Here is a 23,746-nt window from a genome sequence, read left to right as displayed (position 1 = left end):
AGCGCACGCTCGTCGGCTACCGTTGTGGCCGACGTCGGGCAATCTCTACCAGTCCTGAGGAGGACACCCAGTGGGCAAGGCGAAGTTCGAGCGGACGAAGCCGCACGTCAACATCGGGACCATCGGTCACGTCGACCACGGCAAGACGACGCTGACCGCCGCGATCTCGAAGGTCCTGCACGACAAGTTCCCGGACCTGAACCCCTTCACGCCGTTCGACGAGATCGACAAGGCGCCGGAGGAGAAGCAGCGCGGTATCACGATCAACATCGCGCACGTCGAGTACCAGACCGAGAAGCGTCACTACGCGCACGTCGACGCCCCCGGCCACGCCGACTACATCAAGAACATGATCACGGGTGCGGCGCAGATGGACGGCGCCATCCTCGTGGTGGCGGCGACCGACGGCCCGATGGCCCAGACGCGTGAGCACGTCCTGCTCGCCCGCCAGGTCGGCGTGCCCTACCTGCTCGTGGCCCTGAACAAGTCCGACATGGTCGACGACGAGGAGATCCTCGAGCTCGTCGAGGTCGAGGTGCGCGAGCTCCTCTCCTCGCAGGGCTTCGCCGGCGACGACGTCCCCGTCGTGCGCGTGTCCGGCCTCAAGGCGCTCGAGGGCGACCCCACGTGGGTCAAGTCCGTCGAGGACCTGCTGGACGCCGTCGACGAGAACGTGCCGGACCCGGTGCGCGACATCGACAAGCCCTTCCTCATGCCGATCGAGGACGTCTTCACGATCACCGGTCGTGGCACCGTCGTCACCGGTCGCGTCGAGCGCGGCAAGCTCAAGGTGAACGAGGAGGTGGAGATCGTCGGCATCAAGGAGAAGGCGATCAAGACCACCGTCACCGGTGTCGAGATGTTCCGCAAGCTCCTCGACTACGCCGAGGCGGGCGAGAACGTCGGCCTCCTGCTCCGTGGCACGAAGCGCGAGGAGGTGGAGCGCGGCCAGGTCGTCGTCAAGCCGGGCTCGATCACCCCGCACACGGAGTTCGAGGGCCAGGTCTACATCCTCGCCAAGGACGAGGGCGGCCGTCACAACCCGTTCTACGGGAACTACCGCCCCCAGTTCTACTTCCGCACCACGGACGTCACCGGCGTCATCACGCTGCCCGAGGGCACCGAGATGGTCATGCCCGGCGACAACACCGAGATCACGGTGAACCTCATCCAGCCCATCGCCATGGAGGAGGGCCTCGGCTTCGCCATCCGCGAGGGCGGCCGCACCGTCGGCTCGGGCCGGGTCATCAAGATCCTCAAGTGACCAGCGCCCCTCGGGGCACCTGAGCACGCACCACCGGGCCCTCCCGCGTCCCCCGGGCCCATGCCCGTCCGGCGCCCACGCCCGTGCGCACGGGCGTCCGTGCCGCAGCGCCCCTCCCGCGGCCCCGCCCCCCGCTCGATGTCGTCCCCGGTCGAGAGCGGTCCTGCGCGCTCGGGCGCCGCCCGCCGCGTGCACCTGTCGCGCGCGGGGCACCGCTCTCGCAGAGAGACGGGTGGGTGTCGTGGACCGGGGTCCAGGGGCGTGCGCTCGCCCCGCCCTGCTCGACCGCGTACCTCCCGCAGCAGCCGTGGCGCCGAGCCGGCGGGCCGCGGGCGTCGCCACGCGCCGGGCGCTCAGCGACGGGCGAGGCCGGCGCCGATGAGGAGGGCGACGAGACGGGCGCCGTCCCAGGCGTCGTCCCAGGTCCACCGCACGACCTGGAGGCCGAGCCGACGCAGGCGGTCCTCCCGCAGCTTCTCGTGCCACAGGCGGTCGTGCGGGGCACGACGGTCCGCCACGTCGGCGCCGTACTTCGTGCGCCCGTCGAACTCCCCGACGAGCCGCAGGTGCGGCCACCAGAAGTCCACCCGGCCCACCAGCCCGGCCGGGTCCCGCACCTCGTGCTGCAGCACGGGTGCCGGCAGCCCGGCCTGGAGGATGCGTACGCGGCTCAGGCTCTCGCCGACGGACTCCGCTGCGGCGTCGGCCCAGAGCACGCTCTGGCGTGCGGCCCGCGCGCCACGCCCGCGACCGGCGCGCTCGAGCTCGGACCACAGCTCGTCGGTCGTCGTGAGCCCACGCCGGAGGGCCTCGTCGGCGGCGGCGGTCCCGTTCTCCACGCCGCGGGTCCGTGCGAGGTCGACGACGGTCCGTCCGGGGCGCGTCAGGCGGAGCCCGTGCGTCGCCACGGGGTCCCCGACGTCGGCGACGACGCGTCGGCGCACGCCGGCGGCGTCCCGCGTGGACTGCGCGGGGGGCACCAGGACCTCGACCCGGTCGTCCCTCCCGCCGAGGACGGGGAGCCGCCAGACGAGGGCGGCGCTGGTGTGCGACACGACGGCGCCGGGCAGGTCGGCGCAGACGGCCTGCGCCGACCAGACGGCGCGGGCGGACGCCGTCGCGGCCTCCCAGGTGCGCGCACCGACGTACCAGCCGCGTCGGACGCGCACGAGCTGCCCGGCGCGAGCAGCGGCGGCGAGCACGTCCCGGTGCCGTCGGTCCGGCCCGACCTGCGCCGGCACCAGCCCGGACCGCGCCAGCAGGGTGGTGTCCATCCCCCGATGGTGGAGGTCGGCCACGCGACGGCCGGCCGGGCCCTCGACGCGGGTGCCGGCAGCGCCGGCCGGCCGGGCTGGGGGCGGCTCGCGCGGTCGGCCCGGGCCTGCGCCGCGTGCCCCCGGGGATGCTCCGGGCGCGCGGGACGCGCACGCCGCGAGCAGCGCCGGCGCGCGCCGCACCGGTCTGGGCGAGGGAACGGGCGGGCGGGCGGGTGGTGCGGGGCGGGTGGGGACGGGCGAGGGGGCGCGGGGCGGGCGTGGCGCGGCCCGGGTCGCCTCGGGCGACCCGGGCCGTGGCCGGGGTGGGGCAGGGGGTGGTCAGTGGGTGACCGCGCGCTCCGCGCCGGCGCCCGTGAGGCTGCGGACCTCCATCTCCGCCGACTTCAGGGCGTTGTCCTCGTGGCTCGTCACCGTGCCGAGCCAGCCCAGGAAGAAGCCGAGCGGCACGGAGACCAGGGCGGGGTTGGAGAGCGGGAACCACGCGAGGTCGACGCCCGGGACCATCGACGTCTCGGTACCGGTGACGACCGGCGAGAAGACGATGAGCACGAGCGCGGAGCCGAGCCCGCCGTAGATGCTCCAGACGGAGCCGCGGGTGTTGAACCGGCGCCAGTACAGGGAGTAGAGGATCGAGGGCAGGTTGGCGCTGGCGGCGATGGCGAAGGCCAGCGAGACGAGGAACGCGACGTTCTGGCCGTTGGCCAGGACGCCCCCGAGGATGGAGACGAGGCCCACGACGACCGCGGTCACCCGGGCGACGCGCACCTCCTTCTCCGGGTCGGCCTGGCCGCGCTTGAGGACGCCGTTGTAGACGTCGTGCGCGAAGGACGCGGCGGCGGTGATGGTGAGCCCGGCGACGACCGCGAGGATCGTCGCGAAGGCCACCGCGGCGATGACGCCGAGCAGCAGCACGCCCCCGAGCTCGTACGCCAGGGCCGGCGCGGCGGAGTTGGCGCCGCCGGGGGCTGCGAGGATCTCCTCCGTCCCGACGAGGTACGCGGCGCCGAAGCCGAGGATGAGCGTGAAGAGGTAGAAGGCGCCGATGAGCCCGATGGCCCAGGTCACCGAGCGCCGGGCCTCGCGGGCGGTGGGCACCGTGTAGAAGCGCATGAGCACGTGCGGCAGGCCGGCCGCGCCGAGCACGAGCGCGATGGCCAGGGAGATGAACCCGAGCTTCGTCGTGCCCGAGGCGCCGTACTGGAGCATGGGCTCGAGGATCCGGTCGCCCTCGGGGTGGTCCGTGGCCGCGCGCGCGAGGAGCGTCGAGAGGTTGCCGCCGTTGAGGACGAGCACCCAGACCGTCATGGCGCCGGCCCCGACGATGAGCAGCACGGCCTTGATGATCTGCACCCAGGTGGTGCCCTTCATGCCTCCGACCAGGACGTAGACGATCATGAGGGCACCCACCACGGCGATCGTCAGCGACTGCCCCAGCCGGTCGTCGACGCCGAGCAGGAGGGCGACGAGCCCGCCGGCGCCGGCCATCTGCGCCAGCAGGTAGAAGAACGACACGGCCATCGTCGAGATGGCGGCGGCCGTGCGGACGGGGCGCTGCCGCATCCGGAAGCTCAGGACGTCGGCCATCGTGTACTTGCCGGTGTTGCGCAGGGGCTCGGCGACGAGGAGCAGCGCCACGAGCCAGGCGACGAGGAACCCGATGGAGTACAGGAGGCCGTCGTAGCCGTAGACGGCGACCGCGCCGGCGATGCCGAGGAAGGACGCGGCGGACAGGTAGTCGCCGGCGATGGCGATGCCGTTCTGGCGGCCGCTGAAGGAGCGGCCCCCGTGGTAGAAGTCGCCGGCCTGCCGCGGGCCGCGCGCCACCCGGACGACGATGACGAGGGTGACGACGACGAACGCGAGGAAGATCGCGATGTTGACGAACGGGTTGCCGACGTCCATCAGGCGCCCCCCTCCAGGTCGTGGCGGAGCCGCTCGGCGGCGGGGTCGAGCCGGCGGTTCGCGTGCCGGACGTAGAGGAACGTGATGAGGAACGTGGAGACGAACTGCGCCAGCCCGAGCAGGATCCCGAGGTTGAGGGCACCGACGACGGGGGTCGACATGAGGTCCACCGCGTAGGTGGACAGCAGCACGTACAGCAGGTACCAGGCCAGGAACGCCGCCGTCATGGGGAAGGCGAAGCGCCGGAAGCGCGCGCGGAGCTCGACGAACTCGGCCGAGTCGCGGGCCGCCGCGAACTCCTCGGCGGTCGGCACGCGGTGCGGCGAGCCGGAGGACAGGCCGGGCAGCGGCGAGCGGTCCGGAGGGAGGCTGTCGGTGGGGGAGTGGCCCGCGCCGTGCGGGCCGGTGCTGTGCGCGGAGGACATCGGCGGCTCCCTGCGTCGTGGAGCCGCGTCGTCGCGGCCCCGTCGCGGACGACGATGCAAGGGGCGGGGTCCGGCGTCAACCGCTGCGGCGGCGCGCCGCGACCTCCGCGTACGAGGACGGTGCCGCAGGTCGTCGGGTCGCGAACGTTTTCGGCGCGGGCCTCGGCGTCGGAGCGGTCGCTCGGCCCCGCGCCGGCGGCACGGCGCCCGTGGCAGCCTCGCGCGTGGGCGCGGCCATCGGCGCGGCGGCGGTCCGGCGTGCCGCCACGACGCGGCGCCCGCGCGCGTTACCGTCCGACGAGGGGGGCGGCCCGCCACCACGCCCGCCGGGGCCGGCGCAGCGCCGTGACCCGTCGCACGCGCGCCACCGTTTGGCTTCCGCGCCGCACTCTGGCAGACTGTCACAGTTGCCCGCGAGGGGTGGCGCGTTCGCGCGCGCCGCGACCGGCGGGCGAGCACACGTGAAGGGTCCGCAGTCCTCGGGGTCACCCGACGGGAGGGGCCCGATCGCAACCACCGACCCCGTGCCGGCCGCCCCTGGGTGGACGGCCCACGGTGCTGGGGTGCGTCGCCGAGGGCGACACGCCCGAGCGCGGGGGTCGGACGGCCCGGTTCGAGAGAGAGAAGCAGACGACGCCATGGCGGGACAGAAGATCCGCATCCGGCTCAAGTCCTACGACCACGAGGTCATCGACAGCTCGGCGCGCAAGATCGTCGACACGGTGACCCGCGCTGGTGCGTCGGTCGTGGGTCCGGTGCCGCTGCCGACGGAGAAGAACGTCTTCGTCGTCATCCGCTCGCCCCACAAGTACAAGGACAGCCGCGAGCACTTCGAGATGCGCACCCACAAGCGTCTCATCGACATCATCGATCCCACGCCCAAGGCCGTCGACTCGCTCATGCGTCTCGACCTGCCCGCGGACGTGAACATCGAGATCAAGCTCTGACGCTGGGAAGGAACTGATCCTCATGTCTACCCAGCAGAACGCGCGCCCCGTCACGGCGCTGCTCGGCACGAAGCTCGGCATGACGCAGGTGTGGGACGCCGAGGGGCGTCTCGTGCCCGTCACCGTCCTCGCCGTCGGCACGAACGTCGTGACGCAGGTCCGCTCCGCTGAGACGGACGGCTACGCCGCGGTCCAGCTGGCCTCCGGCCAGATCGACCCCCGCAAGGTCACCAAGCCGCTCAAGGGCCACTTCGAGAAGGCCGGGGTCACCCCCCGCCGGCACGTGGTCGAGATCCGCACCCCCGACGCCGGCGCCTACGCGCTCGGCCAGGAGATCACGGCGTCCGTCTTCACGGCGGGCTCCGCCGTCGACGTCGTCGGGACCACCAAGGGCAAGGGCACCGCCGGTGTCATGAAGCGTCACGGCTTCCACGGCGTCGGCGCCTCCCACGGTGCGCACCGCAACCACCGCAAGCCCGGCTCGATCGGCGGGGCCTCCACCCCGTCGCGCGTGTTCAAGGGCATGCGGATGGCCGGTCGGATGGGCGTCGCCCGTCAGACCACCCAGAACCTGACCGTGCACGCGGTCGACGCCGAGAAGGGTCTGGTGCTCGTCAAGGGCGCCGTCCCGGGCCCCAAGGGCGGCGTCGTGCTCGTGCGGAACGCTGTGAAGGGCGCGTGAGACGCATGAGCGACACGCTGACCGTCGACGTCGTCGACGCCGCGGGGGCGAAGGCCGGCCAGGCCGAGCTGCCCGGTGACGTCTTCGACGTGCAGACCAACGTCCCCCTGATCCACCAGGTCGTCGTGGCGCAGCTCGCCGCGGCCCGCCAGGGGACGCACGCGACCAAGACCCGCGGCGAGGTCCGCGGCGGTGGTCGCAAGCCGTACAAGCAGAAGGGCACCGGCCGCGCGCGCCAGGGCTCGACCCGCGCCCCGCAGTTCGCCGGCGGTGGCACGGTGCACGGCCCGCAGCCGCGCGACTACTCGCAGCGCACCCCGAAGAAGATGAAGGCCGCGGCGCTCCGCGGTGCTCTCTCGGACCGCGCCCGGGCCGGCCGCGTGCACGTCGTCTCCGGCTTCGGCATCGGCGAGGCCCCCTCGACGAAGGCCGCCGTGAAGGTGCTCGAGACGCTCTCGCCGCGCCGGCACGTGCTCGTCGTCGTCGAGCGGTCGGACGAGACGACCTGGAAGTCGCTGCGCAACGTCGAGCGGGTCCACCTGCTCGTCGCCGACCAGCTCAACACCTACGACGTGCTCGTCAGCGACGACGTCGTGTTCACGCAGGGCGCGCTCGACGCGTTCCTCGCGGGCACCTCGCGCGCCACGGCCGTCGACGCCGCCGAGGAGGCCGCAGAGTGAGCGCCACGCTGGGCAAGGACCCGCGCGACGTCCTGATCGCGCCGGTCGTGTCGGAGAAGAGCTACGCGCTGCTCGACGAGGGCAAGTACACGTTCCTCGTCGACCCGCGGGCCAACAAGACCGAGATCAAGATCGCCGTCGAGCAGGTCTTCGGCGTCAAGGTCGACTCGGTCAACACCGCCAACCGCCAGGGCAAGGCCCGGCGCACCCGGTTCGGCATCGGCCGTCGCAAGGACACGAAGCGGGCGATCGTCACCCTCCGCGAGGGGTCGATCGACATCTTCGGCGGTCCGGTCGGCTGAGCACGCAGAGCAGAGTGAGGACAGGTCCCCATGGGAATCCGTAAGTACAAGCCGACGACGCCGGGCCGCCGCGGTTCGTCCGTCGCCGACTTCGTCGAGATCACGCGCTCCGAGCCGGAGAAGTCGCTCGTCCGCCCGCTGAGCAAGTCCGGCGGCCGCAACTCGACCGGCCGGATCACCACCCGTCACAAGGGTGGTGGCCACAAGCGCGCCTACCGCGTCATCGACTTCCGTCGCCACGACAAGGACGGCGTGCCGGCCAAGGTCGCGCACATCGAGTACGACCCGAACCGCACGGCGCGCATCGCGCTCCTGCACTACGCCGACGGCGAGAAGCGCTACATCATCGCGCCGAACCGGCTGGGCCAGGGCGACACGGTCGAGGCCGGCGCCGGGGCGGACATCAAGCCCGGCAACAACCTGCCGCTGCGCAACATCCCCACCGGCACGGTCATCCACGCCATCGAGCTCCGCCCCGGCGGCGGCGCGAAGATCGCCCGCTCCGCGGGTGCCTCCGTGCAGCTCGTGGCGAAGGACGGGCCGTACGCGCAGCTGCGCATGCCGTCGGGCGAGATCCGCAACGTCGACGCGCGCTGCCGCGCGACCGTCGGCGAGGTCGGCAACGCCGAGCAGTCGAACATCAACTGGGGCAAGGCCGGCCGCATGCGCTGGAAGGGCAAGCGCCCGACCGTCCGTGGTGTCGCCATGAACCCGATCGACCACCCGCACGGTGGTGGTGAGGGCAAGACCTCCGGTGGTCGCCACCCGGTCAGCCCGTGGGGCCAGGCCGAGGGCCGGACCCGCCGTCCGAACAAGCCGAGCGACAAGCTCATCGTGCGCCGTCGGCGTACCGGCAAGAAGCGCTGAGGAGTCCGCAGATGCCACGCAGCCTGAAGAAGGGGCCGTTCGTCGACGGCCACCTCCAGAAGAAGGTCGACGTCCAGAACGCGGCCGGGTCGAAGAACGTCATCAAGACCTGGTCCCGTCGTTCGGTCATCACGCCCGACTTCCTCGGCCACACGTTCGCGGTGCACGACGGCCGCAAGCACACGCCGGTGTTCGTCACCGAGGCGATGGTCGGCCACAAGCTGGGCGAGTTCGCCCCCACGCGGACCTTCCGCGGCCACGAGAAGGACGACCGGAAGGGTCGTCGTCGCTGACCGATGGGTCAGCAGCGACACCTCCGGCACAACACAGAAGGCAGGACTGCAATGGAAGCCAAGGCGAAGGCGCGGTTCGTCCGCGTCACGCCCCAGAAGGCCCGGCGCGTCGTCGACCTCGTCCGTGGCAAGGGGGCCGGCGAGGCCGTGTCCACGCTGCGGTTCGCCCCGCAGACCGCGGGCCAGACCGTGCTGAAGGTCGTGGAGTCGGCGATCGCCAACGCCCGCCAGACGGCGGCGCGGGACAGCGTCCGGTTCGACGAGGGCGACCTCTACATCGCGGAGGCGTACGTCGACGAGGGCCCGACCCTCAAGCGGTTCCGTCCGCGCGCCCAGGGGCGTGCCGGCCGGATCCTCAAGCGCACGAGCCACATCACGGTCGTCGTCGCGTCGCGCCAGGAGGCGCGCGAGGCGGCCCGTGCGAAGGCCACCACCAAGGGAGGGGCCCGCTAGTGGGACAGAAGGTCAACCCGCTCGGGTACCGCCTGGGCATCACGACTGACCACCGCTCGCGCTGGTTCGCCGACTCGACGAAGCCGGGTCAGCGCTACCGCGACTACGTCCGCGAGGACGTCCAGATCCGCAAGCTCATGAGCACGGGCCTGGAGCGCGCCGGCATCGCCAAGGTGGAGATCGAGCGGACGCGCGACCGCGTCCGCGTCGACATCCACACCGCCCGCCCGGGCATCGTCATCGGGCGTCGTGGGGCCGAGGCCGACCGCATCCGCGGCGAGCTCGAGAAGCTCACGGGCAAGCAGGTCCAGCTGAACATCCTCGAGGTCAAGAACGCCGAGATCGAGGCCCAGCTGGTCGCCCAGGGCATCGCCGAGCAGCTCGCGAGCCGTGTGTCGTTCCGCCGCGCCATGCGCAAGGGCATCCAGTCCGCGCAGCGCGCCGGCGCCAAGGGCGTCCGCGTGCAGGTCTCCGGCCGCCTCGGCGGCGCGGAGATGAGCCGCACGGAGTTCTACCGCGAGGGCCGGGTGCCGCTGCACACGCTCCGCGCGAACATCGACTACGGCTTCTTCGAGGCCCGCACGACCTTCGGCCGCATCGGCGTGAAGGTCTGGGTCTACAAGGGCGACATGACCGAGCGCGAGTTCGCGGCGACGCAGGCCCAGGCGCCTCGTGCCCCCCGCGGCCCGCGCACGGGCGGCGACCGTCCCGACCGCGGCCCCCGTACGGGTGCCGCGCGTCGTCCGGAGCGCTCCGACGCCCCCGCGGAGGCCGTTGCCGCCGACGCCGCGCCCGCCGCGGCGCCGGCCGAGACCGGAACGGAGGCCTGAGCCGTGCTCATCCCGCGTCGACTCAAGCACCGCAAGCAGCACCACCCCGGGCGCTCCGGCGCCGCGACGGGTGGCACCGCGATCTCCTTCGGCGAGTACGGCATCCAGGCCCTCGAGCCCGCCTACGTCACGAACCGGCAGATCGAGGCCGCGCGTATCGCCATGACCCGCCACATCAAGCGTGGCGGGAAGGTCTGGATCAACATCTACCCGGACCGTCCTCTGACGAAGAAGCCCGCCGAGACCCGCATGGGTTCCGGCAAGGGCTCGCCGGAGTGGTGGATCGCGAACGTCAAGCCCGGCCGCGTGCTCTTCGAGCTGGCCGGCGTCCCGGAGGAGCTCGCCCGCGAGGCCATGCGCCGCGCGCAGCACAAGCTCCCGATGAAGACCCGATTCGTGGTCCGCGAGGGTGGTAACTGATGGCGATCGGAACCAAGGACCTGGCTCCCTCGGAGCTGGACGGGTTCGACGACGAGAAGCTGGTGGCCGAGCTCAAGAAGGCCAAGGAGGAGCTGTTCAACCTCCGCTTCCAGTCGGCGACCGGCCAGCTGGAGAGCCACGGCCGGCTCAAGGCCGTGCGTCGCGACATCGCGCGGATCTACACGATCCTGCGCGAGCGCGAGCTCGGCATCCGGACCGCTCCGACCGTGAGCGAGTGAGGCTGACATGACTGAGAACGAGACGGCCAGCGCGACCCCGGTCGCCGAGGCCCGCCCCTACCGCAAGACCCGCCGCGGCTACGTCGTGTCGGACAAGATGGACAAGACCGTCGTCGTCGAGGTCGAGGACCGGGTCAAGCACCCGCTCTACGGCAAGGTGATGCGGCGCACGTCCAAGGTCAAGGCCCACGACGAGGCCAGCACGGCCGGCGTCGGCGACCTGGTCCTCATCATGGAGACCCGGCCGCTGTCCGCCACGAAGCGCTGGCGCGTCGTCGAGGTCCTCGAGAAGGCCAAGTGACCCCTCCCCACCAGGGGAGGTGACCGCAGGCCGCCCGGTCGGGTACGATCGGGCGGTTTGCGCATCGCGCGAGCGACCAGTTGCCCACGGGCGCGGGCGGCAGCACGACGGGATCGACCCCGGGGGAGCACCCCGGTGGCCCGGCTGCCGCCCGCGCGACGTGTGCATCACGGCAACGACGTCCGACCAGGCTCAGGCTCACCGGGCGGGCACGTGTAGGCACGTGCCCCACGGTGACGTCGAGAACCCGTCGGACGACAGGAGCAGGCAATGATCCAGCAGGAGTCGCGACTGCGTGTCGCTGACAACACGGGTGCCAAGGAGATCCTCTGCATCCGTGTGCTCGGCGGCTCCGGCCGCCGGTACGCCGGCATCGGCGACGTCATCGTCGCCACGGTGAAGGACGCCATCCCGGGTGGCAACGTCAAGAAGGGCGACGTCGTCAAGGCGGTCGTCGTGCGCACCCGCAAGGAGCGCCGCCGCCCGGACGGCTCGTACATCAAGTTCGACGAGAACGCGGCCGTGATCCTCAAGAACGACGGGGAGCCCCGTGGCACGCGCATCTTCGGCCCCGTGGGCCGCGAGCTGCGCGACAAGAAGTTCATGAAGATCATCTCGCTGGCGCCGGAGGTGCTCTGACCATGGCGAAGATCAAGAAGGGCGACCTCGTCGTCGTCATCTCCGGCCGGGACAAGACCAAGCAGGGTCGTGTCCTCGAGGTCCTCCCCGAGACGCAGCGCGTCGTCGTCGAGGGCGTCCAGCGCGTGCAGAAGCACGTGAAGGCCGGCCAGACGTCCCGCGGGACGCGCACGGGCGGCATCGAGACCGTCGAGGCGCCGATCCACATCAGCAACGTGATGCTGGTCGACCCGGATACGAAGAAGGGCACCCGCGTCGGGTACCGCCAGGAGCAGGTCGAGCGCGACGGTCGCACCCGCACCGTCCGGGTCCGCGTGGCCAAGCGCTCCGGGAAGGACGTCTGATGTCGCAGACCACCGTCGAGGCCCCGGCCCTGCCGCGCCTCAAGACGCGCTACAACTTCGAGATCCGCACGGCTCTGCACGAGCAGTTCGGCCACGACAACATCAACCAGGTCGCGCGCCTGGTGAAGGTCGTCGTGAACATGGGCGTGGGCGAGGCCGCCAAGGACTCGAAGCTCATCGAGGGCGCCATCCGCGACCTCACCCAGATCACGGGCCAGAAGCCGCAGGTCACCAAGGCCCGCAAGTCCATCGCGCAGTTCAAGCTCCGCGAGGGCATGCCGATCGGCGCGCACGTCACCCTCCGCGGCGACCGCGCGTGGGAGTTCCTGGACCGCCTGCTGTCGGTCGCCCTGCCGCGCATCCGCGACTTCCGCGGGCTGTCGCCGCAGCAGTTCGACGGCCACGGCAACTACACCTTCGGCCTCGTGGAGCAGTCCGTGTTCCCCGAGATCGACCAGGACCGGATCGACCGCGTCCGCGGCATGGACATCACGGTCGTGACCACCGCGACGACGGACGACGAGGGCCGCGCGTTCCTCAAGCTCCTCGGCTTCCCGTTCAAGGAGAACTGAGCATGGCCAAGACCGCCCTGATCAACAAGGCCGCGGGCAAGCAGAAGTTCGCCGTCCGCGCGTACACCCGCTGCCAGCGCTGCGGCCGCCCGCACTCCGTGTACCGCAAGTTCGGCCTGTGCCGGATCTGCGTGCGCGAGATGGCGCACCGCGGCGAGCTGCCCGGCGTCACCAAGAGCTCCTGGTAACACCCCCACGAGCGTCGGTAGGTCCGGCGCCGGCACGCCACCGCCGCAGCCCCGTGCTGCGGGACGGCGGTGCCGGCCCGGATACCCCGACGAGAGAGGGCTGAGGCCCCCGCATGACCATGACCGACCCGATCGCCGACTTCCTGACGCGGATCCGGAACGCGAACTCCGCGCACCACGACACGGTGACGATCCCGTTCTCGAAGCTGAAGTCGCACATCGCCGAGATCCTCCAGGCCGAGGGCTACATCGCCGGCTGGAGCGTCGAGGACGCCACCGTCGGCAAGAACCTGACGGTGACCCTCAAGTACGGCCCCAACCGCGAGCGTGCGCTCGCCGGCGTCAAGCGCGTGTCCAAGCCGGGCCTGCGCGTGTACGCCAAGTCGACCAACCTGCCGAAGGTCCTCGGCGGCCTGGGCGTGGCGATCCTGTCCACGTCCTCGGGCCTCCTGACGGACAAGCAGGCCGCCAAGAAGGGCGTGGGTGGGGAAGTCCTCGCCTACGTCTGGTAAGCCCGAGACGGAAGGAGCAACGCCATGTCCCGAATCGGCAGGATCCCCGTCCCGGTGCCGGCCGGCGTGGAGGTCAGCATCGACGGCCCCCAGATCACGGTGAAGGGCCCCAAGGGCTCGCTCACGCACACGGTCCCCGCGCCCCTCGCGGTGGAGCGCAGCGACGAGGGCGCCCTCGTCGTCTCGCGTCCGGACGACGAGCGGCTCTCGAAGTCGCTGCACGGCCTGACGCGCACCCTCCTCGCGAACCTCGTCACCGGGGTCACGGAGGGATACACGAAGAGGCTCGAGATCGTCGGCACCGGTTACCGCGTGACGGCGAAGGGCACGGACCTCGAGTTCGCGCTGGGCTTCTCCCACCCGGTCGTCGTCCCGGCGCCCGAGGGCATCACGTTCGCGGTGGAGGCCCCCACCCGCTTCTCGGTGCAGGGCATCGACAAGCAGCAGGTGGGCGAGGTCGCCGCGAACATCCGCAAGATCCGCAAGCCCGAGCCCTACAAGGGCAAGGGCGTGCGCTACGCGGGCGAGAACGTCCGCCGCAAGGTCGGAAAGGCGGGGAAGTAGGCCATGGCCATCTCCATCAAGGGCAAGGGCAAGTCCATCTCCCGCCGCCGCCGGCACCTGCGGCTGCGCAAGAAGGTCGTGGGCACCGCGCTGCGTCCGCGCCTCGTGGTCACGCGGTCGGCCCGTCACATCACGGCCCAGGTCGTGGACGACGCCGTCGGCCGGACCGTCGTGTCCGCCTCGACGCTCGAGGTCGACCTGCGGGCCGGCGAGGGCGACAAGACTGCCAAGGCCCGCCGGGTCGGCGAGCTCGTCGCCGAGCGGGCGAAGGCCGCCGGCATCGACGCGGTCGTCTTCGACCGCGGCGGCAACAAGTACCACGGCCGCGTGGCCGCGGTGGCCGACGGCGCCCGCGAGGGCGGTCTGGCCCTGTGACCGGCGCGACGGACCCGTCCACGATCGTGAAGAAGAGGTTCATCTGATGGCTGCTCCTCAGCGCAGCAACACCGGCGCCGCGGGCGCCGGCGGCGGTGGCGGCGACCGCGACCGCCGTGACGGCGGCCGTGGTGGCCGTGACGGCGGCCGTGGCGGCCGCGACTCCGCCGAGAAGAGCGCGTTCCTCGAGCGCGTCGTCACCATCAACCGTGTCGCGAAGGTCGTCAAGGGCGGCCGCCGCTTCAGCTTCACCGCGCTCGTCGTGGTGGGCGACGGCGACGGCACGGTCGGGGTCGGCTACGGCAAGGCCAAGGAGGTGCCCGCGGCGATCGCCAAGGGTGTCGAGGAGGCGAAGAAGAACTTCTTCCGCGTCCCCCGCATCCAGGGCACCATCCCGCACCCCGTCCAGGGCGAGGCCGCCGCCGGCGTCGTCTTCCTGCGCCCCGCGTCCCCCGGTACCGGTGTGATCGCCGGTGGTCCGGTGCGCGCCGTGCTCGAGTGCGCCGGCATCCACGACGTGCTGAGCAAGTCCCTCGGCTCGTCGAACTCCATCAACATCGTCCACGCGACGGTGGAGGCCCTCCGTGGCCTCGAGGAGCCGGCTGCCGTCGCCGCGCGTCGTGGCCTCCCGCTCGAGGACGTCGTCCCGGCCCCGCTGCTGCGGGCCCAGGCCGCCGGCCTCGCCGCGAAGGCCGAGAAGGTGGGTGCGTGATGGCCCGTCTCAAGGTGACCCAGAAGAAGTCCGCCATCGGCGGCAAGCAGAACCAGCGCGACACGCTGCGCACCCTGGGCCTGAAGCGGATCGGCGACGTCGTCGTCAAGGAGGACCGCCCGGAGATCCGCGGGATGGTCAAGACGGTGACGCACCTCGTCGCGGTCGAGGAGGTCGACTGACCATGGCTGACGCAGAGAAGGCCGCGTCGACGGGGACCCCGTCGTCCGGCGGCACGCTGAAGGTCCACCACCTGCGTCCGGCGCCGGGGGCGAAGACCCCCAAGACGCGCGTCGGCCGCGGTGAGGCCTCCAAGGGCAAGACCGCGGGCCGCGGCACCAAGGGCTCCAAGGCCCGCTACCAGGTGTCCGCCGGCTTCGAGGGCGGGCAGATGCCGCTGCACATGCGGCTGCCCAAGCTCCGCGGCTTCAAGAACCCGTTCCGCACGGAGTACCAGGTCGTCAACCTCGACCGTCTCTCCGCCCTGTACCCGCAGGGTGGCGAGGTCACCGTCGCGGACCTCGTCGCGAAGGGTGCCGTCCGCAAGGGCGCGCCCGTCAAGGTGCTCGGCACCGGCGAGATCACCGTGGCGGTCTCCGTCACGGCGCACGGCTTCTCCGGCTCCGCGATCGAGAAGATCACGGCCGCGGGCGGCTCCGTCGCCCAGCCGCAGGACTGACACGACCCGACGGGGCCGGTGGGACGCTCGTCCCCCCGGCCCCGTCGTCCGTCCCGGGGAGTTCTTCGACTAGGGTTCCCTGTGCTCGCGCGCGTCGCGGGCTTGACCGCCGGCCACCCGGCTGCACGAGAGGCCGCCCGTCGGCGGCGCCAGGAGGACAGGTGCTCAGCGCATTCGCGAGGGCGTTCCGTACGCCCGACCTGCGGCGCAAGCTGCTCTTCACGATCGCCATGATGGTGGTGTTCCGGGTCGGCTCGTTCCTGCCGACGCCCGGTGTGTCGTACCCGAACGTGCAGGCCTGCATCGAGCAGGTCGGCAACGACAACAGCCTGCTCGGGCTCGTCAACCTGTTCAGCGGCGGTGCGCTGCTGCAGCTGTCGGTCTTCGCGCTCGGGATCACGCCCTACATCACCGCGAGCATCATCATCCAGCTGCTGCGCGTGGTCATCCCGCGCTTCGAGGCCCTCCACAAGGAGGGTCAGTCGGGCACCGCGAAGCTCACGCAGTACACGCGGTACCTGACGATCGCGCTGGCGGTCCTGCAGTCGACGACGGTCATCACGGTGGCGCGCAGCGGCCAGCTCTTCCCGGGCTGCTCCCTCGACGTCATCCCGGACCCGTCGTGGCCCGTGCTCGTCTCGATGGTCATCACCATGACCGCCGGCACCGGCCTCATCATGTGGCTGGGCGAGCTCATCACGGAGCGCGGCATCGGCAACGGCATGTCGCTGCTCATCTTCACGTCCATCGCGGCGACCTTCCCGACGGCCATGTGGTCCGTCGCGGGCGGCTCCGGCGGCATCGGCAAGTTCCTCGTCGTGCTCGCGGTCATCGTGCTCGTCATCGGGCTCGTGGTGTTCGTCGAGCAGTCGCAGCGCCGCATCCCGGTGCAGTACGCGAAGCGCATGGTCGGCCGGAAGACCTACGGCGGCTCCAGCACCTACATCCCAATCAAGCTCAACATGTCGGGCGTCATCCCCATCATCTTCGCGGCCTCGCTGCTGCAGCTGCCCACGCTGGCGGCGCAGTTCGGGGACCAGACGGCGGGCTGGGTCCAGTGGGTGTCCGTGAACCTCGCCCCGACGGACGCGGGGCTGCACATGCTCCTGTACGTCGCGCTCATCATCTTCTTCGCCTTCTTCTACACCGCGATCACGTTCAACCCGGACGAGGTCGCGGACAACATGAAGCGGTACGGCGGGTTCATCCCCGGCATCCGCGCGGGCCGCCCGACGGCCCAGTACCTCGACTACGTCATCACGCGGATCACGACGCCCGGCTCGCTGTACCTCGCGGCCGTCGCGCTGATCCCCACGCTCGTGTTCATCTGGCTCGGCATCGACAGCACCGCCATCCCGTTCGGCGGCTCGTCCGTGCTCATCATCGTCGGCGTCGGCCTCGAGACGGTGAAGCAGATCCAGTCGCAGCTCGAGCAGCGGCACTACGAAGGGTTCCTCCGGTGAGCGCTCGTCTCGTCCTCCTCGGCCCGCCCGGTGCGGGCAAGGGCACCCAGGCCGCCCGGCTCGCGGAGCGGCTCGGGGTCCCCGCCATCTCCACGGGCGACATCTTCCGCGCGAACATCCGGGGCGGCACCGAGCTCGGGCGGACCGCGCAGGCCTACACGGCCCGCGGCGAGCTCGTCCCCGACGAGGTCACCAACGCCATGGTCCGCGACCGGCTGGCGCAGGACGACGCCGCGGAGGGCTTCCTCCTCGACGGCTACCCGCGCAACGTCGCGCAGGTGGCCGAGCTCGACGCGGTCCTCGCCGCCGACGGGCGGGGCGTGGACCTCGCGGTGGAGCTCACCGCCGACCCCGAGGTCGTCGTGGCCCGCCTCCTGCACCGCGCGACGGTCGAGGGGCGCGAGGACGACACGGAGGACGTCGTGCGGCACCGCCTCACGGTGTACACGGAGCAGACGGCGCCGGTAGCGGCGCTCTACGCCGAGCGGGGCCTGCTCGCGCAGGTCGACGGCATCGGCGACGTCGACGAGGTCACGCAGCGCCTCCTCGACGCGATCGGGCAGCCCGCGCGCTGAGGCGCGGCGGACGGACGACAGGCCACGGCACCGGGCCGGCGGGGCACCCGCCGGCCCGTCGTCGTGCGGGGACAGACCGGGAGAGGCGGACGCGTGTTCGGACGCGAGCGGGTGGAGTACAAGGGTCCCGACGAGATGCGCACGATGCGCCGCGCGGGCGTCGTGGTCGCGGACGCGCTCGACGCGGTGGTGGCGGCCGCCGCGCCCGGGGTGACGACGGCCGGGCTCGACGCCGTCGCGGCGCGCGTCATCGCCGGGGCCGGCGCCACGCCGTCCTTCCTGGGCTACCTCGGCTATCCCGCCACCGTGTGCGTCTCCGTGAACGACGAGGTCGTGCACGGCATCCCGGGGGAGCGGGTGCTCGCCGACGGCGACGTGCTCTCCGTGGACTGCGGCGCGGTCGTCGACGGGTGGCACGGCGACAGCGCGCGGACGGTCGTCGTCGGCACCGGCGACGCGGGCGACGAGGAGCTCGTGCGCACGGGCGAGGCCGCGATGTGGGCCGGCATCGCCGCGCTCGCGCGCGGGCTGGCGGCGGGGGAGCGTCTCGACGTCGTCGGCGAGGCCGTCGAGACGGAGGTCGAGCGCGCGCAGGCGGCCGGGCTCAACGGCGGCCGCGCCTACGGCATCGTCGAGGAGTACGTCGGCCACGGCATCGGGTCGGCGATGCACCAGCCGCCGGACGTCCTCAACTACCGGGCGCGCGGACGGTCGATGCGGCTGCGCCCCGGGATGTGCCTGGCGGTCGAGCCCATGCTCGTGCGGGGGGAGCGGTTCACGCGGACCCTCGACGACGAGTGGACCGTCGTCACGGAGGACGGCTCCCGCGCGGTGCACTGGGAGCACACGGTGGCGCTGCACGAGGGCGGCGCCTGGGTGCTCACCGCCCGGGACGGCGGGGCGGAGCGCCTCGGCGCGCTGGGCGTCACGGTCGCCCCGCTGGCCTGACCACCCCGCGCGGCCGCGCGCGCGACGGCCTCGGGCGTTTCGTCCTGCGCGTGCGATGGCGTACAGTACTTCGTCGGGTGCGTGTGCCCTGCCGAGCGGCAGGCGCGTCGGCCGACCCCCTCTGCTCCTCGCCCCGGCGAGGTCCGACGGGTCGGCGGGGCATCCCCCACAGGACCGGCCACCGCCGGCGCAGCCGCGCCGGCCGGGGCGGACCCGTGCGGGTCGGAGTCGTCAGAGAGTTAGCGGAGGACATGGCGAAGAAGGACGGCGTCATCGAGATCGAGGGCAGCGTGGTCGAGGCCCTGCCGAACGCGATGTTCCGCGTGGAGCTGGCCAACGGTCACAAGGTGCTCGCCCACATCTCGGGCAAGATGCGACAGCACTACATCCGGATCCTCCCCGAGGACCGGGTCGTGGTCGAGCTGAGCCCGTACGACCTGTCCCGCGGTCGCATCGTCTACCGCTACAAGTAACCCACCTCGACACACGCCGTCGCCCCCGGACCGGGGGCACCACGGCGGCGAAGGGCATCGCCATGAAGGTCAAGCCGAGCGTCAAGAAGATCTGCGACAAGTGCAAGGTGATCCGCCGGCACGGTCGCGTGCAGGTCATCTGCGAGAACCTGCGCCACAAGCAGCGCCAGGGCTGACGCAGCACAGGCAGCACAGCACCACCGAGCAGCACGCACGACCCGGCCCCGGACCCCAGGTCCGTCGGCCGGACAGCGCACCGCCCCACGTGAGCGCCCCTGGCGCCCGCGTGAACCCCCGGTCGGAGGCCGGGGCCCGCAGCACGCGGGACGGCGGTGCGGGAGACCTCCGCGCAGTCCAGGAGCACACAGGCGCATGGCACGTCTCATCGGAGTCGACCTCCCCCGCGAGAAGCGGCTGGAGATCGCCCTCACCTACATCTTCGGCGTCGGGCGCACGCGTGCGGCCGAGACGCTGACGGCCACGGGCATCAGCCCCGACGTCCGGGTCAAGGACCTGGGCGAGGCCGAGCTGGTCGCCCTGCGCGACCACCTCGAGGGCTACAAGCTCGAGGGCGACCTGCGCCGCGAGGTCGCCGCCGACATCCGCCGCAAGGTGGAGATCGGCAACTACCAGGGTCTGCGTCACCGTCGCGGGCTCCCGGTGCGCGGCCAGCGCACCAAGACGAACGCGCGCACCCGCAAGGGCCCGAAGCGCACCGTCGCCGGCAAGAAGAAGGCCGGGCGCAAGTGACGCCCGCGGCGCGCTGACCCCCGGGTCCGCCGCCGCCGCCCGCGCCCCCTGCCGCGCAGCCCCTCGACCCGTAGACCCGAGAAGAAGAGAAGCCCATGCCTCCGAAGACCCGTTCCGCCGTGCGCAAGCCGCGCCGCAAGGAGAAGAAGAACGTCTCCCACGGCCAGGCGCACATCAAGAGCACGTTCAACAACACGATCATCTCGATCACGGACCCGTCCGGCGCGGTCATCGCGTCCGCGTCCTCCGGCCAGGTCGGCTTCAAGGGCTCGCGCAAGTCGACGCCCTTCGCCGCCCAGCTCGCCGCCGAGGCCGCCGCCCGCCGTGCGCAGGAGCACGGCATGCGCAAGGTCGACGTCTTCGTCAAGGGTCCCGGCTCCGGCCGCGAGACCGCGATCCGCTCCCTCCAGGCCACCGGCCTCGAGGTCGGCTCGATCCAGGACGTCACGCCCCAGGCGCACAACGGCTGCCGGCCGCCGAAGCGCCGCCGCGTCTGACGCACGCCACCGACGCCCGAGCCGCGGCGGTGCACCCCGGTGCACCGCCGCGGTCCCGTCGCGTCACCCCCGGGGCGGCCCGCACGCGGGCGCGTCCCTGATCGACACCGACCCGGTGGACCGAGACCGGGACGGACCGTGGTACTGCAGGCGTCATATGGCGGACGCCCGCTGAGAGGATCTCCACCGTGCTGATCGCACAGCGCCCCACCCTGACCGAAGAGGTCATCTCGGAGCACCGCTCGCGGTTCTCCATCGAGCCGCTGGAGCCGGGCTTCGGCTACACGCTCGGCAACTCGCTGCGCCGGACGCTCCTGTCGTCCATCCCCGGCGCGGCGGTCACGTCGATCCGGATCGACGGCGTGCTGCACGAGTTCTCCACCGTCCCCGGGGTCACCGAGGACGTCACCGAGATCATCCTCAACATCAAGAACCTCGTCGTCTCCTCGGAGAACGACGAGCCGGTCGTCATGTACCTGCGCAAGCAGGGCGCCGGCAAGGTCACCGCCGCGGACATCGTCCCGCCGGCGGGCGTCGTCGTGCACAACGACGACCTGCACCTCGCCACGCTGGGCGACAAGGGCAAGCTCGAGATCGAGCTCACGGTCGAGCGCGGCCGCGGCTACGTCTCCGCGAGCCAGAACAAGTCCTTCGACGCCGAGATCGGCCGCATCCCGGTCGACTCGATCTACTCGCCGGTCCTCAAGGTGACCTACAAGGTCGAGGCGACGCGTGTCGAGCAGCGCACGGACTTCGACAAGCTCGTCGTCGACGTCGAGACGAAGCCGGCGATCTCGCCGCGCGACGCCCTCGCCTCCGCCGGCAAGACGCTCGTCGAGCTGTTCGGGCTGGCGCGCGAGCTCAACGTCGAGGCCGAGGGCATCGAGATCGGCCCGTCGCCGACGGACGCGGCCCTGGCCGCCGACCTGGCGCTGCCGATCGAGGACCTGCAGCTGACGATCCGCTCGTACAACTGCCTCAAGCGCGAGGGCATCCACACGGTGGGCGAGCTCGTGGCCCGGTCCGAGGCGGACCTGCTGGACATCCGCAACTTCGGTGCGAAGTCCATCACCGAGGTCAAGGAGAAGCTCGGCGAGCTCGGTCTCTCGCTGAAGGACAGCCCGCTCGACTTCGACCCGGCCGCCGCCGGCGCGTACGACTACGACGCCGAGGTGGACTTCACCGAGGACGAGCAGTACTGACCCCCGGCGGCCCGCGGCCCCGGCGCTGAGCACCGCTCGGCGGCCCGGGGCCCGGCCGTGGCACGACCACCCGAACTCAAGGAGAGACCATGCCCACGCCCACCAAGGGTCCCCGCCTCGGTGGCGGCCCGGCGCACGAGCGGCTGATCCTCGCGAACCTCGCGACCCAGCTCTTCGCGCACCGCCGGATCACGACGACGGAGACGAAGGCCAAGCGCCTGCGCCCCCTCGCCGAGCGCCTCGTCACGTTCGCCAAGCGCGGCGACCTGCACGCCCGCCGTCGCGTCATGACGGTCGTGCGCGACAAGTCCGTCGTGCACGAGCTCTTCACCGAGATCGCGCCCGCGGTCGCCGAGCGCCAGGGCGGCTACACGCGCATCACCAAGATCGGTCCGCGCAAGGGCGACAACGCCCCCATGGCGGTCATCGAGCTCGTGCTCGAGCCGGTCTCGGCGAAGCAGGCCGTCGTCCGCGAGGCCACCCGTGCCGCCGCGAAGGCGGCCCCCGCCGCCGCGCCGGTCGCCGAGACGGCCCCGGCCGCCGACGTGACCGACGAGACGACGACGGACGCGACGACGACGGACGCGACGACGACGGACGCGGCGACGGACGAGACGACGACGGACGCGGCGACGACGACCGGCGCCACCGCGGTCGACGCGGACGCGACCGACGCCGGCACCGCCGACGAGGCCGGCACCGCCAAGGCCTGACCTCAGCACCGGGACGCCCGTCCCACCCCGGGGGCCCGGAGCGCCGCGTGCGCTCCGGGCCCCCGTGCGTCCAGAGCCCGCGGCCGGGCGCGCCCCCGCCCGCACCGGACGGGTGGTGACGCTGGGCCGTCCGGGCGGGAGCGGGGCGGCGGCGGTGGCCCCGGGCGCCCGCGCCGGGCTACGTTCGACGGATGTCCCAGCGTCGAGACGCCCGCCGGAACCGGGAGCGGCTGATCCGCGCCGCCGAGGAGGAGTTCCGCGAGCGGGGCACCGGTGTCCCGCTCGGCCGGGTCGCCGCCCGTGCGGGTGTCGGCCGCGGCACGCTCTACCGGAACTTCCCCGACCGGCCCGCGCTCGTGCGGGCGGTCTGGGAGCGGCGGCTGGCGGACATCGCCGCGCTCGTCGCGGCCGCGGGGCCCGCGGACCCCGGCCCGGACCCGGACCCCGGCCCGAGCCCCGACCCCGGCCCGAGCCCCGACCCCGGCCCCGGTGCCGCAGGGCCGGCGTCCGCGCCCGGGTCGGCACCGACCTGGGCCGACCACCTGGAGGTGGCCGTCGCGGCCCTGGTCGAGGACCAGCGCTCCATCCCGGGGATGCTCTCCGTGATCCGGTCGACGCGGGAGGGGCTGGAGGGGCTCGCGGCGGTGCGGCGCGCGACGCTCGAGGTCTTCGCCCTGCCGGTGGAGCGGGCGCAGGCCGACGGCTCGTTGCGCGCCGACGTCACCACCGCCGACCTGCTGCCGCTCTTCCTGCTCGTCGAGCAGCTCGTCGAGGGCTTCCCGCCCGGCACGGCGGCGGAGGTCGTCGACCGGGCACGGACGATCTACCTGCGGGGCATGCGGTCCTGAGCCATCCTGGGCCCGTGACCACCGCCGCCCTGCCCGTCGTGCTCGTCCACGGGCTGCGCTCGTCCGGGACCATGTGGCGCGTCCAGCGGGAGATGCTCGAGGGCCTGGGGGTCCCCGTGGCGGTGCCGGACCTGCCGGGCCACGGCCGGCGGATGGGCGAGGCCTTCCGGGTCGTCACGGCGGTGGAGGCGGTCGAGGACGCCGTCGCCGGCCTGGGCGGGCGGGCGCTCGTCGTCGGGCTGTCGCTCGGCGGCTACGTCGCGCTGGCCCACGCCGCGCGGCACCCGGGGTCGGTCGCCGGGGTCGTGGCGGCGGCGTGCAGCACGCGGCCGCTGCGGCCGCTCGTCGCCGGCTGGGGCCTGCTGGCCCGCGGCATCGCCCGGCTCCCCGACCGCGGCGAGGCGCTCAACCGGTGGGCGGTGGAGCGCGTGCTCCCGCCGGAGGCGGCCCACGACGCGGGTGCGGGCGGCTTCGCGCTCGACGTCGTCGGCGACGCCCTCGCCGAGGTGGGGAGCCTGCGCCCGGTCGAGGACCTGGCGGCCCTGCAGGTCCCGGTGTGGATCGTCAACGGCCGCTTCGACCACTTCCGCGGGGAGGAGCGGCGGTTCGTCCGCAGCACCGCGGACGCCCGCCTGCGGGTGGTGCGCCGCTCCACGCACCTCGTCAGCCTCGTCGCCCCCGTGGCGGTGAACCGCGTGGTCCTCGAGGCCCTGGAGGAGCTGGGCGGGCTGCCGCCGGTGCCGGGCGACGCCCCCGCGCGCACCGCGCGGGTGCTCGACGCCGTCGGCGTGCCCGGCGGGACGGGCTGAG

36 protein-coding genes are annotated in these 23,746 nt (G+C 72.6%); 33 read left to right on the top strand and 3 right to left on the bottom strand.

The genetic code is table 11. From position 1 onward, the window contains the following. The first annotated feature begins 70 nt into the window (after window positions 1-70). The gene (tuf, locus tag EJA20_RS04195; RefSeq protein ID WP_129336918.1) at window positions 71-1,264 is read left to right on the top strand and encodes an elongation factor Tu; all 1,194 of its coding nucleotides are present in this window, start codon (window positions 71-73) and stop codon (window positions 1,262-1,264) included. 353 nt (window positions 1,265-1,617) lie between these two features. Here tuf and EJA20_RS04190 read toward each other — a convergent pair whose 3' ends face one another. From EJA20_RS04190 to EJA20_RS04180, 3 genes are all read right to left on the bottom strand, one after another. Then, on the bottom strand, window positions 1,618-2,538 hold the full coding sequence (locus EJA20_RS04190) for a hypothetical protein (RefSeq protein ID WP_129336917.1): 921 nt from the start codon (window positions 2,536-2,538) through the stop codon (window positions 1,618-1,620). A 321-nt stretch (window positions 2,539-2,859) separates the two neighbouring features. Continuing rightward, complete coding sequence (locus EJA20_RS04185; RefSeq protein ID WP_129336916.1) at window positions 2,860-4,443, bottom strand: solute symporter family protein; 1,584 nt, start codon at window positions 4,441-4,443, stop codon at window positions 2,860-2,862. Further along, window positions 4,443-4,781, bottom strand: coding sequence for a DUF485 domain-containing protein (locus EJA20_RS04180; protein WP_420836401.1), 339 nt, complete (start codon window positions 4,779-4,781; stop codon window positions 4,443-4,445). Before EJA20_RS04180 ends, EJA20_RS04185 begins: the two co-directional genes overlap by 1 nt. A 725-nt stretch (window positions 4,782-5,506) precedes the next feature. On the opposite strand from EJA20_RS04180, the gene rpsJ reads away from it, so the two are divergent. From rpsJ to EJA20_RS04020, 32 genes are all read left to right on the top strand, one after another. Further along, window positions 5,507-5,815 carry a 30S ribosomal protein S10 gene (gene rpsJ, locus EJA20_RS04175; RefSeq protein WP_129336914.1) on the top strand — a complete coding sequence of 103 codons (309 nt, stop codon included), beginning with the start codon at window positions 5,507-5,509 and terminating at the stop codon, window positions 5,813-5,815. A gap of 22 nt (window positions 5,816-5,837) precedes the next feature. Continuing rightward, window positions 5,838-6,497 (top strand): 50S ribosomal protein L3, encoded by a 660-nt coding sequence (rplC, locus tag EJA20_RS04170; RefSeq protein WP_129336913.1) that lies wholly within the window; start codon window positions 5,838-5,840, stop codon window positions 6,495-6,497. A gap of 5 nt (window positions 6,498-6,502) precedes the next feature. Then, window positions 6,503-7,177, top strand: coding sequence for a 50S ribosomal protein L4 (gene rplD / locus EJA20_RS04165; protein ID WP_129336912.1), 675 nt, complete (start codon window positions 6,503-6,505; stop codon window positions 7,175-7,177). Beyond that, window positions 7,174-7,479, top strand: coding sequence for a 50S ribosomal protein L23 (gene rplW, locus EJA20_RS04160; protein ID WP_129336911.1), 306 nt, complete (start codon window positions 7,174-7,176; stop codon window positions 7,477-7,479). The genes rplD and rplW overlap by 4 nt, the downstream gene beginning before the upstream one ends. Window positions 7,480-7,509: 30 nt before the next feature. Next, window positions 7,510-8,346 (top strand): 50S ribosomal protein L2, encoded by an 837-nt coding sequence (gene rplB / locus EJA20_RS04155; protein WP_129336910.1) that lies wholly within the window; start codon window positions 7,510-7,512, stop codon window positions 8,344-8,346. Window positions 8,347-8,357: 11 nt separating this feature from the next. Continuing rightward, entirely contained in the window at window positions 8,358-8,639 is a 282-nt protein-coding gene (rpsS, locus tag EJA20_RS04150) for a 30S ribosomal protein S19 (RefSeq protein ID WP_129336909.1), read from the top strand. Window positions 8,640-8,690: 51 nt separating this feature from the next. Further along, on the top strand, window positions 8,691-9,092 hold the full coding sequence (rplV, locus tag EJA20_RS04145) for a 50S ribosomal protein L22 (RefSeq protein WP_129336908.1): 402 nt from the start codon (window positions 8,691-8,693) through the stop codon (window positions 9,090-9,092). After that, entirely contained in the window at window positions 9,092-9,922 is an 831-nt protein-coding gene (gene rpsC, locus EJA20_RS04140) for a 30S ribosomal protein S3 (RefSeq protein ID WP_129336907.1), read from the top strand. Before rplV ends, rpsC begins: the two co-directional genes overlap by 1 nt. Window positions 9,923-9,925: 3 nt before the next feature. After that, the gene (gene rplP / locus EJA20_RS04135; RefSeq protein ID WP_129336906.1) at window positions 9,926-10,342 is read left to right on the top strand and encodes a 50S ribosomal protein L16; all 417 of its coding nucleotides are present in this window, start codon (window positions 9,926-9,928) and stop codon (window positions 10,340-10,342) included. Continuing rightward, the gene (rpmC, locus tag EJA20_RS04130) at window positions 10,342-10,581 is read left to right on the top strand and encodes a 50S ribosomal protein L29 (RefSeq protein ID WP_129336905.1); all 240 of its coding nucleotides are present in this window, start codon (window positions 10,342-10,344) and stop codon (window positions 10,579-10,581) included. The genes rplP and rpmC overlap by 1 nt, the downstream gene beginning before the upstream one ends. A 7-nt stretch (window positions 10,582-10,588) precedes the next feature. Next, a complete protein-coding gene (gene rpsQ / locus EJA20_RS04125; protein ID WP_129336904.1) occupies window positions 10,589-10,882 on the top strand; it encodes a 30S ribosomal protein S17 in 294 nt (97 codons plus the stop codon). A gap of 270 nt (window positions 10,883-11,152) precedes the next feature. Beyond that, window positions 11,153-11,521 (top strand): 50S ribosomal protein L14, encoded by a 369-nt coding sequence (rplN, locus tag EJA20_RS04120; protein ID WP_013770175.1) that lies wholly within the window; start codon window positions 11,153-11,155, stop codon window positions 11,519-11,521. Between the two features lie 2 nt (window positions 11,522-11,523). Next, the gene (gene rplX / locus EJA20_RS04115) at window positions 11,524-11,865 is read left to right on the top strand and encodes a 50S ribosomal protein L24 (RefSeq protein ID WP_129336903.1); all 342 of its coding nucleotides are present in this window, start codon (window positions 11,524-11,526) and stop codon (window positions 11,863-11,865) included. Beyond that, window positions 11,865-12,437 carry a 50S ribosomal protein L5 gene (gene rplE / locus EJA20_RS04110; protein WP_129336902.1) on the top strand — a complete coding sequence of 191 codons (573 nt, stop codon included), beginning with the start codon at window positions 11,865-11,867 and terminating at the stop codon, window positions 12,435-12,437. The genes rplX and rplE overlap by 1 nt, the downstream gene beginning before the upstream one ends. Before the next feature lie 2 nt (window positions 12,438-12,439). Further along, the gene (locus EJA20_RS04105) at window positions 12,440-12,625 is read left to right on the top strand and encodes a type Z 30S ribosomal protein S14 (RefSeq protein ID WP_129336901.1); all 186 of its coding nucleotides are present in this window, start codon (window positions 12,440-12,442) and stop codon (window positions 12,623-12,625) included. Window positions 12,626-12,738: 113 nt separating this feature from the next. Beyond that, a complete protein-coding gene (gene rpsH / locus EJA20_RS04100) occupies window positions 12,739-13,137 on the top strand; it encodes a 30S ribosomal protein S8 (protein ID WP_129336900.1) in 399 nt (132 codons plus the stop codon). A gap of 24 nt (window positions 13,138-13,161) precedes the next feature. Further along, window positions 13,162-13,701 carry a 50S ribosomal protein L6 gene (gene rplF / locus EJA20_RS04095; protein WP_129336899.1) on the top strand — a complete coding sequence of 180 codons (540 nt, stop codon included), beginning with the start codon at window positions 13,162-13,164 and terminating at the stop codon, window positions 13,699-13,701. Between the two features lie 3 nt (window positions 13,702-13,704). Next, on the top strand, window positions 13,705-14,076 hold the full coding sequence (rplR, locus tag EJA20_RS04090) for a 50S ribosomal protein L18 (protein WP_129336898.1): 372 nt from the start codon (window positions 13,705-13,707) through the stop codon (window positions 14,074-14,076). Window positions 14,077-14,122: 46 nt separating this feature from the next. Continuing rightward, a complete protein-coding gene (rpsE, locus tag EJA20_RS04085; protein WP_129336897.1) occupies window positions 14,123-14,788 on the top strand; it encodes a 30S ribosomal protein S5 in 666 nt (221 codons plus the stop codon). Next, window positions 14,788-14,970 carry a 50S ribosomal protein L30 gene (rpmD, locus tag EJA20_RS04080; protein WP_129336950.1) on the top strand — a complete coding sequence of 61 codons (183 nt, stop codon included), beginning with the start codon at window positions 14,788-14,790 and terminating at the stop codon, window positions 14,968-14,970. Before rpsE ends, rpmD begins: the two co-directional genes overlap by 1 nt. Window positions 14,971-14,972: 2 nt before the next feature. Beyond that, window positions 14,973-15,467, top strand: coding sequence for a 50S ribosomal protein L15 (gene rplO, locus EJA20_RS04075; RefSeq protein WP_129336896.1), 495 nt, complete (start codon window positions 14,973-14,975; stop codon window positions 15,465-15,467). A 161-nt stretch (window positions 15,468-15,628) separates the two neighbouring features. Further along, a complete protein-coding gene (secY, locus tag EJA20_RS04070; RefSeq protein WP_129336895.1) occupies window positions 15,629-16,930 on the top strand; it encodes a preprotein translocase subunit SecY in 1,302 nt (433 codons plus the stop codon). After that, window positions 16,927-17,505, top strand: a complete 579-nt coding sequence (locus EJA20_RS04065; protein ID WP_129336894.1) for an adenylate kinase — start codon at window positions 16,927-16,929, stop codon at window positions 17,503-17,505. The genes secY and EJA20_RS04065 overlap by 4 nt, the downstream gene beginning before the upstream one ends. A gap of 93 nt (window positions 17,506-17,598) precedes the next feature. After that, complete coding sequence (gene map, locus EJA20_RS04060) at window positions 17,599-18,453, top strand: type I methionyl aminopeptidase (RefSeq protein WP_205687352.1); 855 nt, start codon at window positions 17,599-17,601, stop codon at window positions 18,451-18,453. Between the two features lie 251 nt (window positions 18,454-18,704). Next, window positions 18,705-18,926 (top strand): translation initiation factor IF-1, encoded by a 222-nt coding sequence (gene infA, locus EJA20_RS04055; RefSeq protein WP_012867920.1) that lies wholly within the window; start codon window positions 18,705-18,707, stop codon window positions 18,924-18,926. Window positions 18,927-18,988: 62 nt separating this feature from the next. Further along, the gene (gene rpmJ / locus EJA20_RS04050; RefSeq protein ID WP_013117849.1) at window positions 18,989-19,102 is read left to right on the top strand and encodes a 50S ribosomal protein L36; all 114 of its coding nucleotides are present in this window, start codon (window positions 18,989-18,991) and stop codon (window positions 19,100-19,102) included. A gap of 196 nt (window positions 19,103-19,298) precedes the next feature. Continuing rightward, window positions 19,299-19,676 (top strand): 30S ribosomal protein S13, encoded by a 378-nt coding sequence (gene rpsM, locus EJA20_RS04045; RefSeq protein ID WP_129336893.1) that lies wholly within the window; start codon window positions 19,299-19,301, stop codon window positions 19,674-19,676. A 95-nt stretch (window positions 19,677-19,771) separates the two neighbouring features. Further along, window positions 19,772-20,173 carry a 30S ribosomal protein S11 gene (gene rpsK, locus EJA20_RS04040; RefSeq protein WP_123370304.1) on the top strand — a complete coding sequence of 134 codons (402 nt, stop codon included), beginning with the start codon at window positions 19,772-19,774 and terminating at the stop codon, window positions 20,171-20,173. A 188-nt stretch (window positions 20,174-20,361) separates the two neighbouring features. Next, window positions 20,362-21,375, top strand: coding sequence for a DNA-directed RNA polymerase subunit alpha (locus EJA20_RS04035; protein ID WP_129336892.1), 1,014 nt, complete (start codon window positions 20,362-20,364; stop codon window positions 21,373-21,375). An 89-nt stretch (window positions 21,376-21,464) separates the two neighbouring features. Then, window positions 21,465-22,088 (top strand): 50S ribosomal protein L17, encoded by a 624-nt coding sequence (gene rplQ / locus EJA20_RS04030; RefSeq protein WP_205687351.1) that lies wholly within the window; start codon window positions 21,465-21,467, stop codon window positions 22,086-22,088. 191 nt (window positions 22,089-22,279) lie between these two features. Beyond that, window positions 22,280-22,936 carry a helix-turn-helix domain-containing protein gene (locus EJA20_RS19355; protein ID WP_129336891.1) on the top strand — a complete coding sequence of 219 codons (657 nt, stop codon included), beginning with the start codon at window positions 22,280-22,282 and terminating at the stop codon, window positions 22,934-22,936. A 14-nt stretch (window positions 22,937-22,950) separates the two neighbouring features. Next, window positions 22,951-23,745 (top strand): alpha/beta fold hydrolase, encoded by a 795-nt coding sequence (locus tag EJA20_RS04020; RefSeq protein ID WP_129336890.1) that lies wholly within the window; start codon window positions 22,951-22,953, stop codon window positions 23,743-23,745. Window position 23,746 lies beyond the last annotated feature (1 nt).

This window comes from Cellulomonas endophytica (assembly GCF_004123805.1).
GTDB lineage: Bacteria > Actinomycetota > Actinomycetes > Actinomycetales > Cellulomonadaceae > Cellulomonas > Cellulomonas endophytica.
This window is presented reverse-complemented; position numbering and strand designations above follow the sequence as displayed.

What these genes read in the sequence shown, in the direction of transcription:
- EJA20_RS04190 (WP_129336917.1), bottom strand. Translation starts at nt 2,538, where the DNA reads ATGGACACCACCCTGCTGGCGCGGTCCGGGCTGGTGCCGGCGCAGGTC.
- EJA20_RS04185 (WP_129336916.1), bottom strand. Translation starts at nt 4,443, where the DNA reads ATGGACGTCGGCAACCCGTTCGTCAACATCGCGATCTTCCTCGCGTTC.
- rpsJ (WP_129336914.1), top strand. Translation starts at nt 5,507, where the DNA reads ATGGCGGGACAGAAGATCCGCATCCGGCTCAAGTCCTACGACCACGAG.
- rplC (WP_129336913.1), top strand. Translation starts at nt 5,838, where the DNA reads ATGTCTACCCAGCAGAACGCGCGCCCCGTCACGGCGCTGCTCGGCACG.
- rplD (WP_129336912.1), top strand. Translation starts at nt 6,503, where the DNA reads ATGAGCGACACGCTGACCGTCGACGTCGTCGACGCCGCGGGGGCGAAG.
- rplB (WP_129336910.1), top strand. Translation starts at nt 7,510, where the DNA reads ATGGGAATCCGTAAGTACAAGCCGACGACGCCGGGCCGCCGCGGTTCG.
- rpsS (WP_129336909.1), top strand. Translation starts at nt 8,358, where the DNA reads ATGCCACGCAGCCTGAAGAAGGGGCCGTTCGTCGACGGCCACCTCCAG.
- rplV (WP_129336908.1), top strand. Translation starts at nt 8,691, where the DNA reads ATGGAAGCCAAGGCGAAGGCGCGGTTCGTCCGCGTCACGCCCCAGAAG.
- rpmC (WP_129336905.1), top strand. Translation starts at nt 10,342, where the DNA reads ATGGCGATCGGAACCAAGGACCTGGCTCCCTCGGAGCTGGACGGGTTC.
- rpsQ (WP_129336904.1), top strand. Translation starts at nt 10,589, where the DNA reads ATGACTGAGAACGAGACGGCCAGCGCGACCCCGGTCGCCGAGGCCCGC.
- rplN (WP_013770175.1), top strand. Translation starts at nt 11,153, where the DNA reads ATGATCCAGCAGGAGTCGCGACTGCGTGTCGCTGACAACACGGGTGCC.
- rplX (WP_129336903.1), top strand. Translation starts at nt 11,524, where the DNA reads ATGGCGAAGATCAAGAAGGGCGACCTCGTCGTCGTCATCTCCGGCCGG.
- rplE (WP_129336902.1), top strand. Translation starts at nt 11,865, where the DNA reads ATGTCGCAGACCACCGTCGAGGCCCCGGCCCTGCCGCGCCTCAAGACG.
- EJA20_RS04105 (WP_129336901.1), top strand. Translation starts at nt 12,440, where the DNA reads ATGGCCAAGACCGCCCTGATCAACAAGGCCGCGGGCAAGCAGAAGTTC.
- rpsH (WP_129336900.1), top strand. Translation starts at nt 12,739, where the DNA reads ATGACCATGACCGACCCGATCGCCGACTTCCTGACGCGGATCCGGAAC.
- rplF (WP_129336899.1), top strand. Translation starts at nt 13,162, where the DNA reads ATGTCCCGAATCGGCAGGATCCCCGTCCCGGTGCCGGCCGGCGTGGAG.
- rplR (WP_129336898.1), top strand. Translation starts at nt 13,705, where the DNA reads ATGGCCATCTCCATCAAGGGCAAGGGCAAGTCCATCTCCCGCCGCCGC.
- rpsE (WP_129336897.1), top strand. Translation starts at nt 14,123, where the DNA reads ATGGCTGCTCCTCAGCGCAGCAACACCGGCGCCGCGGGCGCCGGCGGC.
- rpmD (WP_129336950.1), top strand. Translation starts at nt 14,788, where the DNA reads ATGGCCCGTCTCAAGGTGACCCAGAAGAAGTCCGCCATCGGCGGCAAG.
- rplO (WP_129336896.1), top strand. Translation starts at nt 14,973, where the DNA reads ATGGCTGACGCAGAGAAGGCCGCGTCGACGGGGACCCCGTCGTCCGGC.
- infA (WP_012867920.1), top strand. Translation starts at nt 18,705, where the DNA reads ATGGCGAAGAAGGACGGCGTCATCGAGATCGAGGGCAGCGTGGTCGAG.
- rpmJ (WP_013117849.1), top strand. Translation starts at nt 18,989, where the DNA reads ATGAAGGTCAAGCCGAGCGTCAAGAAGATCTGCGACAAGTGCAAGGTG.
- rpsM (WP_129336893.1), top strand. Translation starts at nt 19,299, where the DNA reads ATGGCACGTCTCATCGGAGTCGACCTCCCCCGCGAGAAGCGGCTGGAG.
- rpsK (WP_123370304.1), top strand. Translation starts at nt 19,772, where the DNA reads ATGCCTCCGAAGACCCGTTCCGCCGTGCGCAAGCCGCGCCGCAAGGAG.
- rplQ (WP_205687351.1), top strand. Translation starts at nt 21,465, where the DNA reads ATGCCCACGCCCACCAAGGGTCCCCGCCTCGGTGGCGGCCCGGCGCAC.
- EJA20_RS19355 (WP_129336891.1), top strand. Translation starts at nt 22,280, where the DNA reads ATGTCCCAGCGTCGAGACGCCCGCCGGAACCGGGAGCGGCTGATCCGC.